We start from the raw sequence: 15,176 nt of genomic DNA, 5'->3' as shown, positions 1-15,176 counted from the left end.
ACAAGCCGCTCCGGGTCTAAGCATCGCCGCTCTCTATAGACTATAGGACAATAGAGAAAACAACAATCTCCCCTAAATCATTCAGAAATATTGAGGTAAAACCCATGCAATCAGCTTTACGGATCACAACCAAAGTTTTACCAGGAAACAAAATAGAAATTCAAGTTCCAGAGGCTGAGATTGGCGATCGCGTTGATGTATTTGTGATTTTGCCAGAAAAAGTAGCACCCAAAAAGCGTTCAGCAGTAGATATTCTCAACGAATTACCAGGGAGACAGCTTTTCAAAACTACCGAAGAAGTAGACAAGTATCTCAAAGAGGAACGGGAATCATGGGAACGCTAAATATTCCCGCTTCTAACTTGGTATATGTAGATACGTCAACTGTTATTTATAGCGTTGAGAAGTTTCCTGAGTATGTTCCACTGCTTGCACCTCTATGGTTAAAACTACAAGCAGCAGAAATTGGAATTGTTAGCAGTGAATTAGTTTTGATGGAAACTTTGGTTCTACACTCTGCGAAATTCTAACTCAATTTTAATTAACGCTTATGAGCAGCTTTTAATTTCATCGGCAATGCAACTAATACCGATTAGTCAATCAATACTGCGACAAGCTGCTAATCTTTGGGCTACAACTAACCTCAAAACACCAGACGCTATTCATGCTGCAACGGCTTTATCTGTTAGCTGCAATCAATTTATTACTAACGATCAAGGTTTTCGTAATGTTCCCGCTTTACTTGTCGTTATTCTCAGCGAAATACTAGCATCTTGAAACTAGAAATAGTGGTACTAATTAAACAAAAGAAGGCGACAAAAGGTTTTCTTTACAACTCAATTAGAAACGCTATAGATGTAAGCTGTCTTTGTCATAGAGTTAGGATCTACCCAAGACGTTAGTTCTTTTTGCAGTCCTTGGAATAAATCATAAGACCGTTGAGCCATTTTTCCACTGTAGTCTTCATTTTTATCACCATATTTAAAGCTGAACTCGACTACTGCTGGTTTGTGTTGTTCGCCACTGTCGTTATACCAAATAATCAAAGCACACTCAGAATATAGCTCAGGGTCTTTTCTAATCTGGAATCTCGCTCCTTTGACTAGTAATTCACGTACAGGAACTCCTACTACTTTAATTTTTTCCTTTTCTAAGTAATGAATCAGCTTACTTGGTAAGCCTGGATATAATCGTGCAGCATCTTGCATTCTACTCAAATTCTCATTAGGAGAAATTTCTTGCGTAGTCGAGAAGCTGTATAACACTGTAAAGGGAGATTTAATGTCTTCCTCAAATTTCGTTTTTCCTTTATCTGGCGAGCCAGTTCTCATGTTGCGCGCTTGAGAAATGTAACGATCCTGATGACGAAATTTCAGAGTTACTTCCTTGTTATCATTGTCATTGTCAACTTTGTATCTCTCACGCAATATGTAATCGTTTTCATGTAAGAGACGTTGATCAGTGTCATAGAATTTAATGATTCGCGTGTCTGCAATCTTTGACAAACTACCATCTGTCTTGATAACAAGATTATTATTATTGATAACCTGCGTAAATGCTTGCCAAAAATCGCTGGCAGCTTTCAATAGTTGTTGCTCATCACCAGCAAACGAGTCTTTTTTGAGCAGAATTTTATATTCTCTAGATATAACTTTTTCTCGGTTCATTATTTCTCCAGTAATTAAAGCATATTGTCGGCTTGATTTGAGTTTTCAAAAAGCTGATAAATATTCTTTGCAAACTAGTGTAGTAAAGTTTACTTATATACTTATAGATTATTAGATTAAATTAAGAATTGACTAAGAGCAGAAGGAAATGATAAATCAGGACGACTAGCTGTCACCCATCAAGGGTGACGGCTAATGTTAAATAGTGAGTAAATCGCGTTAATCCCTTGTCAATAACTTCCGCCGCAGCGCATCCAATGCACCGCAGGCGCTGACATAGCGAATATAAGAACGAGTCCGCGTTGAGCCAAACCGATACTCAACACTGGTGACTTCATCTTTAGGCCCAGCTAAACCGACATAAACCAAACCCACAGGCTTTGTATCTGTCCCGCCAGTTGGGCCTGCAATTCCAGTTACACTTAATCCCCAAGTCGTAGAAAGGCGGTTTTTGACTCCAAGTGCCATTTGTTCGGCAACAGTAGCACTTACAGCGCCAAATTTAGCCAAATCCTCTGGGTTAACTCCCAGCAAACCTACTTTCACAGAGTTGTCATAAGAAATTACCCCACCCCAAAAGTATTCCGAACTACCAGAAATATCAGTCAGCATTTGCCCCAATCCGCCACCAGTACAAGATTCAGCTACTGATATCGTTTCTCCCGATGCCTGTAATAACTTCCCAACGACTACGGCTAAGGTATCATTATCAACACCGTAATAATCTAAGCCAGCAATTTCTTTGATTTCTTGTTCAATCGGCGCAATTAAATCTGCTGCTGCTGCTTCCGACAAAGCTTTAGCAGAAACTCTCAGTCTAACTTCTCCATTACCTGCGTAAGGTGCCACCGTGGGATTAGTCAAGTCAAAATAAGAGGCGACTTTTTCAGCCAAAGCAGATTCACCAATTCCCCAAAACCTCAAACTGCGGCTGTAAATGATTTCTTGACCCCAGCCTTGGCTTTTGAGATAGGGTACTGCTGTTTCTTCCCACATCCGATACATTTCCGATGGCACACCGGGAAAGGTTAAAATTGTGACTTCTGGACGGGGTTGCCAAATAATCCCCGGCGCTGTACCTGTGGGGTTAGGTAAAATATCTGCACCTTCGGGAATCAAAGCTTGTTTGCGGTTATTAGCGCTCATCACCCGGCCGCGTTGGGCAAATTTCTCAGTCATATCTTCGATAATTTCGGCACGTTCTACCAAAGGCGCACCAAAAAAATCAGCAATGGTTTCGCAGGTGAGGTCATCTGGGGTGGGGCCAAGACCACCTGTAAAAATCAAAATTTGCGCCCTTGAGCTAGCAATTTCGATAACTTGCTTTAGTCGCTCGATATTATCTCCGACTACGGTTTGATAGTGGTGGGGAATACCTAGTTGGGCTAATTGTTTCGCTAAATATTGGGCATTGCTGTTAAGAATATCTCCTAACAGCATTTCTGTACCAACACAAATAATTTCTGCACTCATCAGATTTAGATTTAGATTTAGATTTTAAATTTATAACTTTAACGTCAGTTCGACATATTCTCAAGAACCTCACTTCCATTACTCTCCCCGCAACGGGGAGAGACTTAAGGAATATCAAAAAATAAATTATCCCAAATTGTAGGGGCGGGAAAACCCATTGGTGTCAACTTAAGTTAAAAGGCTTATCCCACAGGCATTTTACCCCACCCCTCAATCCCCTCCCCGTAAACGGGGAGGGGAGGTTTTGCGTCAGCAAAGCCGGGGTGGGGTGACGCGGATCATGATGTTAAGTGAGAGAATTCGCTCATCACGTCTTGGTAAGGGTTTCACGTTAAGTTGACACGTATGGGAAAACCCCACCCCTACGAGGTTGTGGGCTTGTTAAATCAATATTGGGATTTTTATTGAAAATATTCGATTTTACCGAGAAAGTTTCCAAACTCGCCAGATAGCAAAGCTAATAACTGAAGTAGCCGCACAGGCGTAGGTAATACCGCTGGGGATACCAGCAATAGCCAATGCTAAACTGCCAACCCATACGGTTAAAGAATAAATAAACAAAACTGTCCAGCGATGGGATAAACCAGCCTTGAGTAACCGATGATGCAGATGGCTTTTATCTGCCGTAAACGGAGATTTGCCACTTCGCAGTCTGGTTAAAATCACGGCTGACATATCGACAATTGGCACTGCGAGAATTAAGTAAGGCAATAATACAGCTGTGAAAGCCGGGATTTTTACCAAACCAATTACACCCACAGAGGCGAGGGTAAATCCCATAAAATAAGCCCCGCCATCTCCCATAAAGATTTGCGCGGGGTTGAAATTGTAGCGGAGAAATCCTAGTGCTGCACCAGCAAGGGCGGCGGCTATGAGGGCGGCGGCTGATTGATTCATAAATAGCGCGACAACTAGCATCACCAAAGCTGCAATTCCTGATACCCCAGCGGCTAATCCATCTAAACCATCAATCCAGTTAATGGCATTGACCATTCCTACTAGCCAAATGACTGTAATCGGTAAACTCAGCCAGTCTAGATTAACAATGCCTACTGTGGGAACCGTAACAAAATCTATACTTACGCCTGCTTTCCATGCGCCAGCTGCGATAATTATTTGCATCAGTAGACGCGACAAGGGTGACAAGTTAAGCAAGTCATCGGCTAAACCAATGAGAAAAAAGCCAAGACCACCCAAGGTGACACCCCAAATTTGCCATTCTTTTTCTGGTGGGAGACTGCCAAATCCACCTAACCACCAGACAATTAGTAAAGAGGTGACTGTACCTGCGAAAATCGAAACTCCTCCCAGGCGTACCATCGGGCGTTGATGAACTTTGCGCCCACCAGGTTGATCTACACGTCCACTTTTTATACCAATGTTCCTAACATCTGGTGTAGTCCAAAGAACGACTACAGCAGCCACTAGGAAGGAAATCAGATGATAAATCTGAGGAGGCATCTGTATTTTCTAAAGGTAATTTGATGAGGGGCTAGGGGCAAGGGGCAGGGGGGATGAGGGAGACAAGGAGGACAAGGAGGACAAGGGGGACAAATGCCCAATGCCCAATGCCCCATGCCCCATGCCCCTAGCCCTATGCTAAGGCTGGTACGGGAATTTCTAGATGAGAGTATAGGGGGAAGCGATCGCATAATGCTGCTACTCTTCGCCGACAATCAGCCGCAACTTCTTCGGAATTTGGTGAGAGCAGGCGATCGGCAATAATATTACCAATCTCGGTAAATTCTGCCTCTGTTAATCCTCTGGTTGTCATGGCTGGTGAACCTAATCTCAAACCACTGGTAACAAAGGGTGACTGGGGATCAAAGGGAACTGTATTTTTGTTAGCGGTGATATTGACACCACTCACCAACTGATCCGCTTGTTTTCCAGTCATGCCAATAGACCGTAAATCTACTAACATCAAATGATTATCTGTACCATTGGATACTAGTTTTATTCCCCGTTTTTGTAATTGCTCTGCCAAAGCACGAGCATTATCAATAACTTGAGCAGAATATGTTTTAAAATCTGGCTTTAAAGCTTCACCAAAAGCTACAGCTTTCGCCGCAATTACATGTTCTAAAGGCCCGCCCTGAGTTCCAGGAAAAACTGATTTATCGAGCTTTTTACCAAGTTCTGCGTCCCCAGTTAAAATTAAACCACCGCGAGGGCCACGGAGAGTTTTATGGGTAGTAGTAGTCACTACATGACAGTAAGGAATGGGGTTAGGATGAAGACCAGTAGCTACTAATCCAGCAATATGGGCAATATCTGCTAGCAAGTAAGCACCAACTTCATCGGCGATACTGCGGAACTTTTCAAAATCAATGATCCGGGGATAAGCCGAATAACCGCAAATTAGGAGCTTAGGACGCTCTTTGAGCGCTAGTTCACGAATTTGCTCATAGTCTAGCTGTTCTGTTTGTTGGCTAACGCCATAATGACTCACTTGGAACCACTTACCCGACACATTCACCGGGGAACCGTGGGTTAAATGTCCCCCATGAGACAAATCCATCCCCATAATTTTGTCCCCTGGTTCTAGGAGTGTCAAGAACACGGCAAAATTAGCCTGGGCACCAGAATGGGGTTGGACATTAGCATGAGCAGCACCAAATAGCTGTTTGGCACGGTCGATGGCTATTTGCTCAACTTTATCGACAAATTCACAACCGCCATAGTAGCGTTTACCGGGGAGTCCTTCGGCATATTTATTTGTCAATACAGAACCTTGAGCCGCTAATACAGCAGCGGAGGTAAAGTTTTCACTCGCAATCAACTCTAAATGGTCACGTTGACGCTTAAGTTCTTGATTAAGTAGATCAGCGATCGCTGGATCGCTAGCGTTCAAAAAATCCGAATTAGTCTTACTCACTTCAGCTATCCTTAGGGAAATTTGCACAAAGGTTGGGTTTGGCTGGGTGTAACATCGCAGCAATAGTCCACAGTCAAGATTACAGAGTTCACTGTCTATAGTTCAATGGCTATTGACGATTGATGTTAATTTCTGCTGACTTATTTATTATTAGTCGTCAGTGCAAAACTTGACAAAAGACCAGAATCAAAGCTGTTTGAATTGGGAATTTTGTGTAGTGGCACTAGACCTAGACTCAAGAAACTTATGTATTACTTTTTACTAAAAAATCTCCTTTCTACTATACACAACATACAATAAATTTAGAGTCTACTAAGCAACTTTGTTTGATTGGCGAAAGCCGTAAGCGATCGCTCGCATTTTTGCTCAAAAGACATCAAAGATTACCAATCCTTTCCTCAGTGAAATGTGGATCACAGTTACAGTGAGGATTTACAGGAGGTATAAGATGCTAGTCATTTTAATGGAAGATCAAATCCTTGCCCCTGGGAAGGTTTGTCAGTCTTGTTTACTAGCCGATCGCAGCGGACAACCACGTTGGAGTCACGGTCAACTGCGTTGCGGTCAACAAGTAAGCACGATCAACACACAGCAACCAGAGCAATATGAGTGTATGATGGGTTTCCGCATTGCCAATATAGAATAATTAGATTTGCTAGCAAGACCAGTGAACTGCGTTATCCTAGGCTCAAGTAACTGTTGAAATTTAGCCACAGGAGAACGCACAATGGCTTGGCGCGGGTCTACAACGGTGTCCGACCGGATTCTTGCTTGCTTACCTTATTTACTGCCCTTAATTGATGGGCTAATGTTCGGTTATGTGTCTTTATTAAGACAATTTCCCGCACTACAAGTCCTGCTTTTACCGCTTGCCCCTATTGTTGCCATTTACAATAGCTTAGGACAGATAGGGCAACTGATAGTTTTCTTTGCCTTATTCATGTTGGTGGTGAGAAATGAAAAAATTATTCATTTCATTCGTTTTAACACTATGCAGGCCATCCTTTTAGATATTGTTGTGTTTCTGGGCAGCATAATTTTGCGGGTTGTCGCACTCCCTCGTGTAGATTTTGCAGTTGAAACAGTAGCCAGCACAATCTTTCTCGGTCTAGTTGCAGCAATAGGATATTCTGTAGCTCAGTCGCTAATGGGACGTTACGCAGAAATTCCCGCAATTTCTGATGCTGTTTACATGCAAGTGCGTTAGCAATTAACGAGCTACCACAGTGTTTTCTAGGCGACCAATGCCTTCAATTTCTACACGGACGCGATCGCCTAGGTGCAAAGAGCCTACACCCTCCGGTGTACCTGTAAGCACCACATCCCCTGGCAGCAAGGTCATCACCTGACTGATATAGGATACTAAAAAATCCGGCGGAAATACCATCTGATCGATACAGCTCGATTGCACAGGATTGACATCTTCATTCAAAAAAGTCTGTAATCTCGCTCCGGGATTTAATTCTCTGACGATCCACGGGCCCAAAGGACAGAACGTGTCAAAACCTTTGGCTCGTGACCACTGACCATCCTTTTTTTGTAAATCCCGCGCTGTGACATCATTAGCGATAGTATAACCCCAAATTTTAGTTTGGGCTTCTTCTGGGGTACAGTCACTGGTGCGATCGCCAATGATCAGCGCTAATTCCCCTTCATAGTCTACCCGTTGCGACAAGTGCGGATATTTAATTTCCGTCTCCGAGGCAATAATAGATGTCGGTGGTTTGAGAAATATTAGTGGTTCACTTGGTACGGGAGTCCCCATTTCTGCTGCATGGTCTGCATAATTCTTACCCACCGCGACAATTTTTGAGGGAGCACAAGGAGCCAGAATCTGATAATTCTCTGGTTCCAAGATTAAATCTGTAGGTTGTCCTTGTAACCAGGGCGGAGCATCTAGCACCTGGACGTTGAGGGATAATTGTAATAACCCATAGTAAATCTGTCCCTCCGGATTTTGAACTCGCACATAGCGCTGCGCCATAACCTTGATTAATATCCTTTTGGATGCAATTAAAAGCTGTTAGCTTTTTGAGAACACAATAGAGCCAACATTCAAAGGTAGAGCCTTTAGCCTGAAACTGATAGCTATTGACAAAAAAGAATGAAGATGTAACGGATGTAGGAACAAAAAATTGCAGCCCCAAAGCCTAGTCAGGAGACTGCTTCACCACAGGGGTGTCCCCTTGTGGCTGAAAAAGATGAGGCAGTAAGGTAATTTCATCCTTCATCCTTCATCCTTCATCCTTCATCCTTCATACTTCAGTGTTGATTTGGCTCAAGATTCAAATGAAAAACTGGTAAGATTATAGTTCCTTGTTGCTTCAGATGTTGATTAGTACTGAGAGTAATCTCAGTTAATACGTATAAATTAACATCAGCAGCCAATTTGTCCATGAGGAGACTAAAACCATGTCGATAGTTTACGAAACAATGTACATCCTGCGTCCCGATCTGGGAGACGAACAGGTAGAGCAAGCAATTAATAAATATCAAAACTTGCTCAAAGAACACGGTGCTGAAGATCTGCAAATTCAAAATCGTGGGAAACGTCGTCTAGCTTATGAAATTAAAAAGCACCGCGATGGCATTTACATTCAATTTAACTATACTGGCCCGGGAACTGCGATCGCTCCTGTAGAAAGAGCTATGCGTTTGAGTGAAGAAGTCATTCGCTACCTGACAATCAAACAGGAAGTCCATGCAGAAAAAGCTGCTAAAGTGGCTGCTGCCGCTTAAGCAAGTCTAACTGAATAAGTGCTGAGGAATAAAACCTCAGCACTTAGCCCCGAGGAAGATAAAACTCCAAGTAAATGACTTGACTAGGAAAAGCAAATAAGGTTAGTAGAGCTATACCTAGGTTCACAATTATCAAATATAAATTCTCTATAAAAAATTTACCTTTTTTCTGCCTAAATTAAATAGTAATGCTAAATTAACAACTACTTGCCAACAGCAGTATGACCGAAATTATACTTAAAAGTGGACAAGATTCTGAATGGGAGCTGTAAGCCACTGTGAGCCAATCTGATACAAACGACATCCAAGCTCTCTCTACCGAAGTATCGCAGTTGCGCCAAGAGTTGCAACTTCGCGATCAATTAGTGCAACAACTATCTCAAGAGCTTTTCCGGCTAGTTAAGGGCAATACTACTTTTATGCCCCCAAAAGCGGAGCCGGAACAAGATTTACAGCAGTTACAGGCTTTGCAAGAACAATTGCAAGCTGTTGAACAACAGGTGACTTTCTACCAAGAGCAAATTACAGCCCGTGATGGGGAAATTTACCAATTACGTCAATCAGTCCAAGAATTAACCGATCGCAGTCGGATGTTAGAGCAAGTCGTACAAGAGTTACCGCAAATTTATCGGCGCAAGTTTGAGGAGCGGATGGCCCCTGTGCGCGAAAAAGTGGCAATGCTACAACGAGAAAATCGCCAACTGCAAGCAGAACTGCAAAGCGTCAGTTACCGTTTGGCAGTAAAAAGCCGTAATGCCAATCATGGTGGCATCGATCTGCCGACTTTTCCACGTCCAGCATCTGAGCAAACTAATATTTCTGCTGTACCTAATACTTAATAATAATTTACGTTCAAGGGAAATTCCGTCTTCGACCTCTGTAATTTCCTGGATATTCATAAAACCATGAGTTCGGAACACCAAACCCTGGTTTTATCTGTTTCGGTATGCTCCTACCTCCCTACCCCTATGCGCTCATACCACCCGCAGGACAACTGCTATTAAGCTGATGTAAATTTCGCATAACCTTAATAAGCACAAGTCTGTTAATGTTAATGATGGTGAGGATATGTTAATAGGGAAATTATTAAAAATGACTAAAATAGTTAGAACTCACCATCTACTATTTGGTATAATTAAGGGTTCACCCCGCTATTAATAGCTGGCGCTCGTTGGTGACAGTCATAACATCTTCATAGGTATGAAAGATTTCAAAGACTGAATCCAACTGAGTCAATTCCAAAATTAACCGTACAGGCGCTTTGACGTTACACAGAACTAAGCGACAACCACTTTGGTGTGCTGCTTTCAATCCTTTGACTAGGGAAACCAAGCCAGAACTGTCCATAAAATCCACTTCTATTAGGTCTATCACCCAAAGTTGATCGGACTGTGGTACTACCTGAGACATTTCGTTACTTAAGGCAATTCCGCCTTCCAAGTCTATACTGCCTTGGGGTTTGAACAAAACCACTGGAGCTTTTTGTTTGGGAGTCATGAATTTCACGGAGTTAATTGCAACACTATAGTACAAAAGACAAAATTGGCACTAATACCGAGTTTTCGTTGGATATGCAACTTCTGTATTTACCTCAATAAATAAGGCATTATCAAGTGCAGACCAGACAAAATTTTTCAGTATTCATGCCGTATAATTTGTCTTAACTTTCACAATATTAGGCATAAGCTACTAAGAATTACAGTAGCCTGTGTATCTTTTACAAGATTTTTACATTAATTAGGATTATGATAAATTTTTTATAAAAAGATTATACTTACTCTCAGTAACTATACGGCTATGGTATTAGCTTAGAAAGTAGCTACAGTCAATACCCTAGAGTTAATATTTAGTCTAGAATAGAAGCTAAGAACTCCCAAAAATGGCTTGATTGACACCCCAGCCAAAAAGGAGCAAAGATTATAGTACAAGTAAAAATTTGTAAAGGCGGCGGTGCGGAATGTCTCTTGAGTTGATTTCCCTAGAAAACATCCAGGAATTCGCCCACCATTATGGTTATTGGGCAATTTTTTTGGGAATTTTGCTAGAAAATTTGGGCATTCCCCTTCCTGGTGAAACCGTAACCCTTGTTGGTGGGTTTCTTGCAGGCAGTAATGAACTTAATTACTGGCTGGTGCTAGGGGACGCCGTTGCGGGTGCTGCAATTGGTGGTACCTGTGGTTATTGGATTGGTAGACTCGGTGGTTGGAGTTTCTTGCTACAACTTGGTAAGTTATTCCGAATCTCTGAAGAAAAACTACTAAATATTAAAGCGCAATTTAGTGAAAATGCTGTTAAAGCTGTATTTTTTGGCCGCTTTTTTGCGTTATTGCGAATATTTGCTGCGCCACTAGCTGGTATAGCTGATATGTCCTTCGGTAAATTCTTTGTGTATAACTTAGCAGGGGCAAGTGCTTGGGCAAGCGTGATGGTAACATTAGCTTTCTTCGCAGGAAGAGTTGTTTCTTTAGAACAATTGGTTTCCTGGGTGAGCCATTTTGCGATCGCCGCCTTACTGATTTTGGTGGCTTTAATCGTCGTACCCATCTGGTTAGAGTCTCGCCAAGTCAAGCGGGCGGCGGGAGAATAGGCGCTTTGAGGTAGATGAGGTAAATAAGGGGAGCCACTGCGTTGCTTTGGTTTCCAAAGTTGTAGCAAGTGGGGTGGATGAGGTAGAATTCTAGATTTTTAGCTTGCTTCCTCATCTCCCTAATCTCCCCCTACTTCCTCATCTTCTAGCTTCTAGTGTTCTGTGCCCAAATGCGTGTTGGTAAACCCCAAACATAAATAAAGCCTTCAGCCGCTTTGTGATCGAATTGATCCTCAGCGCCGTAGGTTGCTAAATCTGGGGTGTAAAGGGAATTATCACTCCAACGTCCCACAAGGGTAGCATTACCTTTGAACAGCTTTAGTCGTACAGTTCCAGAGACTCGCTCTTGTGTCTTTTGAATAAACCCATCTAAGGCTGCTTTCAAAGGACTGTACCATAGACCGTTGTAAACCAATTGGGTATAAGTCTCTTCAATAGAGCGCTTGTAGTGACTTACATCTGCCGTCAAAGTTAAGCTTTCTAAATCCCGGTGTGCCTGAATTAACACTATCATCGCGGGTGATTCATAGATTTCCCGCGATTTGATCCCTACCAAGCGGTTTTCGATCATATCAATCCGCCCGATCCCATGATTTCCGGCTAGCTGATTGAGTTGTTCAATCAAATCTACTGGGGTTTTGGCTACACCGTTGATGGTTGTAGGAATGCCTTGTTGAAAACCAATTTCGATGTACTCTGGTTCATTAGGAGTATCAGCGATCGCCTTAGTCATCTGATAAATTTCTTCTGGTGGTTCATTAGCTGGATCTTCCAGTAAACCAGCTTCGATACTACGGCCAAGCAAATTCTTATCAATGCTGTAAGGAGAGGATTTTTTCACTGGTGCGGGGATACCATAGCGTTCACCATAGGCGATGGTTTCCTCACGACTCATTCCCCATTCTCTGGCTGGTGCGAGGATTTTCAGATTGGGATTCAGCGCCGCACAGGAGACATCAAAGCGCACCTGATCGTTACCCTTACCAGTACAACCGTGAGCGATCGCATCAGCACCATACTTTTCGGCTGTTTCTACTAATATCTTGGCAATTAGTGGTCGAGCCAGTGCAGTTCCCAGGGGATAACGATTTTCATAGAGCGCGTTAGCTTGAATCGCTGCAAAGGCGTAATCTTTAACAAAGCTGTCTTTCACATCCGCCACCAGAGATTCACTCGCACCCGATTTTAGAGCTTTTTCTCGGACTGGTTCTAATTCGTCTCCTTGACCTAAATCTGCTGCTAGCGTAATCACTTCTTCCACACCCCACTCCTCCTTGAGGTAGGGGATACAAACGGAGGTATCTACTCCCCCAGAATATGCCAGCACAACCTTTTTAGCGCGACCCATTAGTTTCTCCACTTAGGAAAACAAACAATGAGTCATTATTATATCTAAAGTAATACACATATATTTTATTCCCCAATCAAACAAGTGAGAACTTAACTATAAATCCCTATCTAACCAGATATTTAACCTACATACTGCACCGCAACTAGTACATTAGAAATCATCCGAGATTTTTGACATATAGCAATCCGATTTTATTTATTAAGGGACTTACAAAAAATAAATTACCCATTATTCCATAGTGCGAGCATCTTGCTCGCTTTTTAACATTAGTGAGCGAGACGCTAGCACTACAAATTTATTGGGTATTTAAAAAATTGGATGTCCCTAAAATAGTCGTAGAGTTAGGTGGTTATAGAAAACATATTTTTTCTCAATGATTTGTAATGTTATAGAATCAGCACATTTTTTGATGATAAAAACAAGATATAGCAGTTCTATTAATTCCTAAAAATCAGTGTTATTCAGATCCCCGACCTCTTAAAGAAGTCGGGGATCTTGCAGGTATTAATCTTGGCTTTTGACTAGAGGTGAAACTTGGTTCCAACTGCCAGAGAAAACAAACGTTTCTAGAGATTTGCGCTGGCGTGGGGCTAACTCTCGTTGTCGCCAGTTTTCTGGCAGAGTTTGTGGATCTCCTAGGTAACCCAAAGCGATCGCCGCAACTGGTTCATAACCCTCAGAGATGTTGTAAACTTCTTTTGCTTTGGCTACATCAAATCCCGCCATTTGGTGGATAAATAGCCCTAATGCAGTGGCTTGTATGGCGAGGTTGTTAACAGCTGCTCCGACATCATGAAAAGCGTGTCTGTTTTGGGCACCATTGCGATCAAAATAAAGCTTTGCCACAGACAGCATCAGGACTGGAGCATTCTTTGCCCACTGTTGATTCGCTTCTACTAGGCAACCTAATAAACGCTCAAATTCAGCCGGATTGTCTTTGGTTGCAATGATAAAGTTCCAGGGTTGCTCATTAAAAGAAGAAGCAGCCCATGCTGCTGCTTCTAAAACAGTACATAATTTTTCGGCTTCAACTGGTTGCTCAGAGAAAGCTACAGGACTCCAACGCCGCAGCAGCAACTCATCAACTGGATATTGGTTATTGGTGGTTTTGGTGATCATTTGGCAGATATTTGTTTGCAGCAGTAATAATGATAACCTTTACCCTATATATAGTCAGCTTGCGACAATGCCCAACGCCCAATGCCCAATGCCCAACAAAATCTTAGGCGTTCACAACCTCGCCGCCATTCGGATGCAGAATTTGCCCCGACATATAGGAGGAATCATCTGATGCTAAAAATACATAGCTAGGTGCAACTTCTTCCGGCTGTCCGGCTCGCTGCATTGGCACTTGAGTACCAAAGCTCTTAACTTTTTCTTCAGGGAAGGTAGAGGGAATAAGTGGCGTCCAAATCGGGCCAGGCGCTACACCATTCACACGAATTCCTTTTTCTATTAGCGATTGTGATAGAGAACGGGTAAATGCAACGATCGCTCCTTTTGTCGCTGAGTAATCTAGCAGTTGGGGGCTACCTTTGTAAGCGGTAACTGATGTAGTATTGATAATGGCGCTACCTTCTTTGAGATAAGGTAAGGCGGCTTTGGTAAGAAAGAACATACTAAAAATATTGGTGCGGAAGGTACGCTCTAATTGATCGGCTGTGATCTTCTCAATACTTTCTTGTGGATGCTGCTCAGCGGCGTTATTCACCAAAATATCCAGGTGTCCCAATTCTTTCACAACCTGTTCTACAGCTTGCTGATCAAATTGCTCGTCGCCAATATCGCCCTGAATTGTTAAACAGCGTCTACCTTCTGCTTCTACCAACCGTTTTGTTTCTTCCGCATCCTGTTGCTCATCTTTATACATAATTGCCACATCTGCCCCTTCTCTGGCGTAAAAAATGGCAACAGACCGACCAATACCACTATCACCACCAGTAATTAACGCTACTTTGCCTTGCAATTTACCACTACCTCGGTATTTTGAGTCATCAAACTGAGGTTTTGGTGTCATTTCGGCTTCATTACCAGGAGGATTTTGCTGTTGCGGAGGTTGTAATTCTTTTGCTTGAGCCATAAACTTGTTTCCTACCTGTAATCTATTTGCTAATGTTGGCGTTGATTTTCAGGCGATCGCTCTTAAGAGGATCTTGGAAAAACCTCAATATTTTCCCAATACCCTTTTTGGCGATTCCATCTTCACAACACTGTGACTTAACTTTAGAAAAGCAGGTTAATTACTTTCTCTTTCATTGGTAAGGAAACTATATGTAGATCAGGTAGATTTCAGCACTGCAATAAATGTGGTAAACATTACTAATTTTTGCTCGTGCTGCTTCAGCAGTAGCTGATTTTCGCTATTTTCGCTATTGTTGATTACTGGCTTAACGTAAAATCTAACTTATAATAGTTGACAATATTTAGTAAATATGCAATAAAAAGATTACCAAGTTTTCAAAATATCGGCAAGAATTTCGGG

Annotated in this window: 17 protein-coding genes; 8 read left to right on the top strand and 9 right to left on the bottom strand. The window is 42.3% G+C overall.

Going from position 1 to position 15,176, the window contains the following annotated elements; all coding sequences use genetic code 11:
• Window positions 1-104: 104 nt before the first annotated feature.
• From AACU32_RS10000 to AACU32_RS09990, 3 genes are read left to right on the top strand one after another with little or no spacing between them, the layout of a single operon-like run.
• Window positions 105-344, top strand: a complete 240-nt coding sequence (locus AACU32_RS10000; protein ID WP_096599423.1) for a hypothetical protein — start codon at window positions 105-107, stop codon at window positions 342-344.
• Entirely contained in the window at window positions 332-529 is a 198-nt protein-coding gene (locus AACU32_RS09995; RefSeq protein ID WP_339377723.1) for a hypothetical protein, read from the top strand. Before AACU32_RS10000 ends, AACU32_RS09995 begins: the two co-directional genes overlap by 13 nt.
• A 46-nt stretch (window positions 530-575) precedes the next feature.
• Window positions 576-776 carry a type II toxin-antitoxin system VapC family toxin gene (locus tag AACU32_RS09990; protein WP_339377722.1) on the top strand — a complete coding sequence of 67 codons (201 nt, stop codon included), beginning with the start codon at window positions 576-578 and terminating at the stop codon, window positions 774-776.
• Between the two features lie 59 nt (window positions 777-835).
• On the opposite strand, the gene AACU32_RS09985 is transcribed toward AACU32_RS09990, so the two are convergent.
• The 4 genes from AACU32_RS09985 to glyA all read right to left on the bottom strand — a co-directional run bounded on the left by AACU32_RS09985 (window position 836) and on the right by glyA (window position 6,017).
• Complete coding sequence (locus tag AACU32_RS09985; protein ID WP_096599422.1) at window positions 836-1,666, bottom strand: hypothetical protein; 831 nt, start codon at window positions 1,664-1,666, stop codon at window positions 836-838.
• Between the two features lie 219 nt (window positions 1,667-1,885).
• Window positions 1,886-3,139 (bottom strand): competence/damage-inducible protein A, encoded by a 1,254-nt coding sequence (locus AACU32_RS09980; protein WP_096599421.1) that lies wholly within the window; start codon window positions 3,137-3,139, stop codon window positions 1,886-1,888.
• Window positions 3,140-3,559: 420 nt separating this feature from the next.
• Window positions 3,560-4,600, bottom strand: coding sequence for a glycosyltransferase family 4 protein (locus tag AACU32_RS09975; protein ID WP_096599420.1), 1,041 nt, complete (start codon window positions 4,598-4,600; stop codon window positions 3,560-3,562).
• A 133-nt stretch (window positions 4,601-4,733) separates the two neighbouring features.
• Entirely contained in the window at window positions 4,734-6,017 is a 1,284-nt protein-coding gene (gene glyA / locus AACU32_RS09970) for a serine hydroxymethyltransferase (RefSeq protein ID WP_096607938.1), read from the bottom strand.
• 448 nt (window positions 6,018-6,465) lie between these two features.
• Here glyA and AACU32_RS09965 point away from each other — a divergent pair, with 448 nt between their 5' ends.
• Both AACU32_RS09965 and AACU32_RS09960 read left to right on the top strand, forming a co-directional pair.
• A complete protein-coding gene (locus AACU32_RS09965; RefSeq protein WP_096599419.1) occupies window positions 6,466-6,663 on the top strand; it encodes a hypothetical protein in 198 nt (65 codons plus the stop codon).
• Between the two features lie 81 nt (window positions 6,664-6,744).
• Window positions 6,745-7,224 carry a Tic20 family protein gene (locus tag AACU32_RS09960; protein WP_096599418.1) on the top strand — a complete coding sequence of 160 codons (480 nt, stop codon included), beginning with the start codon at window positions 6,745-6,747 and terminating at the stop codon, window positions 7,222-7,224.
• 3 nt (window positions 7,225-7,227) lie between these two features.
• Here AACU32_RS09960 and AACU32_RS09955 read toward each other — a convergent pair whose 3' ends face one another.
• On the bottom strand, window positions 7,228-8,001 hold the full coding sequence (locus tag AACU32_RS09955) for a fumarylacetoacetate hydrolase family protein (RefSeq protein ID WP_096599417.1): 774 nt from the start codon (window positions 7,999-8,001) through the stop codon (window positions 7,228-7,230).
• Window positions 8,002-8,429: 428 nt separating this feature from the next.
• On the opposite strand from AACU32_RS09955, the gene rpsF reads away from it, so the two are divergent.
• Complete coding sequence (gene rpsF, locus AACU32_RS09950) at window positions 8,430-8,756, top strand: 30S ribosomal protein S6 (protein WP_096599416.1); 327 nt, start codon at window positions 8,430-8,432, stop codon at window positions 8,754-8,756.
• A 278-nt stretch (window positions 8,757-9,034) separates the two neighbouring features.
• The gene (locus AACU32_RS09945; protein WP_096599415.1) at window positions 9,035-9,595 is read left to right on the top strand and encodes an Npun_F5560 family protein; all 561 of its coding nucleotides are present in this window, start codon (window positions 9,035-9,037) and stop codon (window positions 9,593-9,595) included.
• 304 nt (window positions 9,596-9,899) lie between these two features.
• On the opposite strand, the gene AACU32_RS09940 is transcribed toward AACU32_RS09945, so the two are convergent.
• Complete coding sequence (locus tag AACU32_RS09940) at window positions 9,900-10,253, bottom strand: STAS domain-containing protein (protein WP_096599414.1); 354 nt, start codon at window positions 10,251-10,253, stop codon at window positions 9,900-9,902.
• A 460-nt stretch (window positions 10,254-10,713) separates the two neighbouring features.
• Here AACU32_RS09940 and AACU32_RS09935 point away from each other — a divergent pair, with 460 nt between their 5' ends.
• Window positions 10,714-11,343, top strand: a complete 630-nt coding sequence (locus AACU32_RS09935) for a DedA family protein (protein WP_096599413.1) — start codon at window positions 10,714-10,716, stop codon at window positions 11,341-11,343.
• Between the two features lie 145 nt (window positions 11,344-11,488).
• Here AACU32_RS09935 and AACU32_RS09930 read toward each other — a convergent pair whose 3' ends face one another.
• The 3 genes from AACU32_RS09930 to AACU32_RS09920 form a co-directional block, all read right to left on the bottom strand.
• A complete protein-coding gene (locus AACU32_RS09930; protein ID WP_096599412.1) occupies window positions 11,489-12,691 on the bottom strand; it encodes an argininosuccinate synthase in 1,203 nt (400 codons plus the stop codon).
• A gap of 507 nt (window positions 12,692-13,198) precedes the next feature.
• Window positions 13,199-13,813 (bottom strand): nitroreductase family protein, encoded by a 615-nt coding sequence (locus AACU32_RS09925; RefSeq protein ID WP_445223169.1) that lies wholly within the window; start codon window positions 13,811-13,813, stop codon window positions 13,199-13,201.
• Window positions 13,814-13,916: 103 nt separating this feature from the next.
• Window positions 13,917-14,774 (bottom strand): SDR family oxidoreductase, encoded by an 858-nt coding sequence (locus AACU32_RS09920; protein WP_096599411.1) that lies wholly within the window; start codon window positions 14,772-14,774, stop codon window positions 13,917-13,919.
• Between the last annotated feature and the right edge of the window lie 402 nt (window positions 14,775-15,176).

The organism is Calothrix sp. NIES-2100 (genome assembly GCF_963875285.1).
Lineage (GTDB): Bacteria > Cyanobacteriota > Cyanobacteriia > Cyanobacteriales > Nostocaceae > Aulosira.
The sequence above is the reverse complement of the archived record's forward strand: the minus strand, read 5'-3'. Positions and strand labels throughout refer to the sequence as shown.

What these genes read in the sequence shown, in the direction of transcription:
- AACU32_RS10000 (WP_096599423.1), top strand. Translation starts at nt 105, where the DNA reads ATGCAATCAGCTTTACGGATCACAACCAAAGTTTTACCAGGAAACAAA.
- AACU32_RS09995 (WP_339377723.1), top strand. Translation starts at nt 332, where the DNA reads ATGGGAACGCTAAATATTCCCGCTTCTAACTTGGTATATGTAGATACG.
- AACU32_RS09990 (WP_339377722.1), top strand. Translation starts at nt 576, where the DNA reads ATGCAACTAATACCGATTAGTCAATCAATACTGCGACAAGCTGCTAAT.
- AACU32_RS09985 (WP_096599422.1), bottom strand. Translation starts at nt 1,666, where the DNA reads ATGAACCGAGAAAAAGTTATATCTAGAGAATATAAAATTCTGCTCAAA.
- AACU32_RS09980 (WP_096599421.1), bottom strand. Translation starts at nt 3,139, where the DNA reads ATGAGTGCAGAAATTATTTGTGTTGGTACAGAAATGCTGTTAGGAGAT.
- AACU32_RS09975 (WP_096599420.1), bottom strand. Translation starts at nt 4,600, where the DNA reads ATGCCTCCTCAGATTTATCATCTGATTTCCTTCCTAGTGGCTGCTGTA.
- AACU32_RS09965 (WP_096599419.1), top strand. Translation starts at nt 6,466, where the DNA reads ATGCTAGTCATTTTAATGGAAGATCAAATCCTTGCCCCTGGGAAGGTT.
- AACU32_RS09960 (WP_096599418.1), top strand. Translation starts at nt 6,745, where the DNA reads ATGGCTTGGCGCGGGTCTACAACGGTGTCCGACCGGATTCTTGCTTGC.
- AACU32_RS09955 (WP_096599417.1), bottom strand. Translation starts at nt 8,001, where the DNA reads ATGGCGCAGCGCTATGTGCGAGTTCAAAATCCGGAGGGACAGATTTAC.
- rpsF (WP_096599416.1), top strand. Translation starts at nt 8,430, where the DNA reads ATGTCGATAGTTTACGAAACAATGTACATCCTGCGTCCCGATCTGGGA.
- AACU32_RS09940 (WP_096599414.1), bottom strand. Translation starts at nt 10,253, where the DNA reads ATGACTCCCAAACAAAAAGCTCCAGTGGTTTTGTTCAAACCCCAAGGC.
- AACU32_RS09935 (WP_096599413.1), top strand. Translation starts at nt 10,714, where the DNA reads ATGTCTCTTGAGTTGATTTCCCTAGAAAACATCCAGGAATTCGCCCAC.
- AACU32_RS09930 (WP_096599412.1), bottom strand. Translation starts at nt 12,691, where the DNA reads ATGGGTCGCGCTAAAAAGGTTGTGCTGGCATATTCTGGGGGAGTAGAT.
- AACU32_RS09925 (WP_445223169.1), bottom strand. Translation starts at nt 13,813, where the DNA reads ATGATCACCAAAACCACCAATAACCAATATCCAGTTGATGAGTTGCTG.
- AACU32_RS09920 (WP_096599411.1), bottom strand. Translation starts at nt 14,774, where the DNA reads ATGGCTCAAGCAAAAGAATTACAACCTCCGCAACAGCAAAATCCTCCT.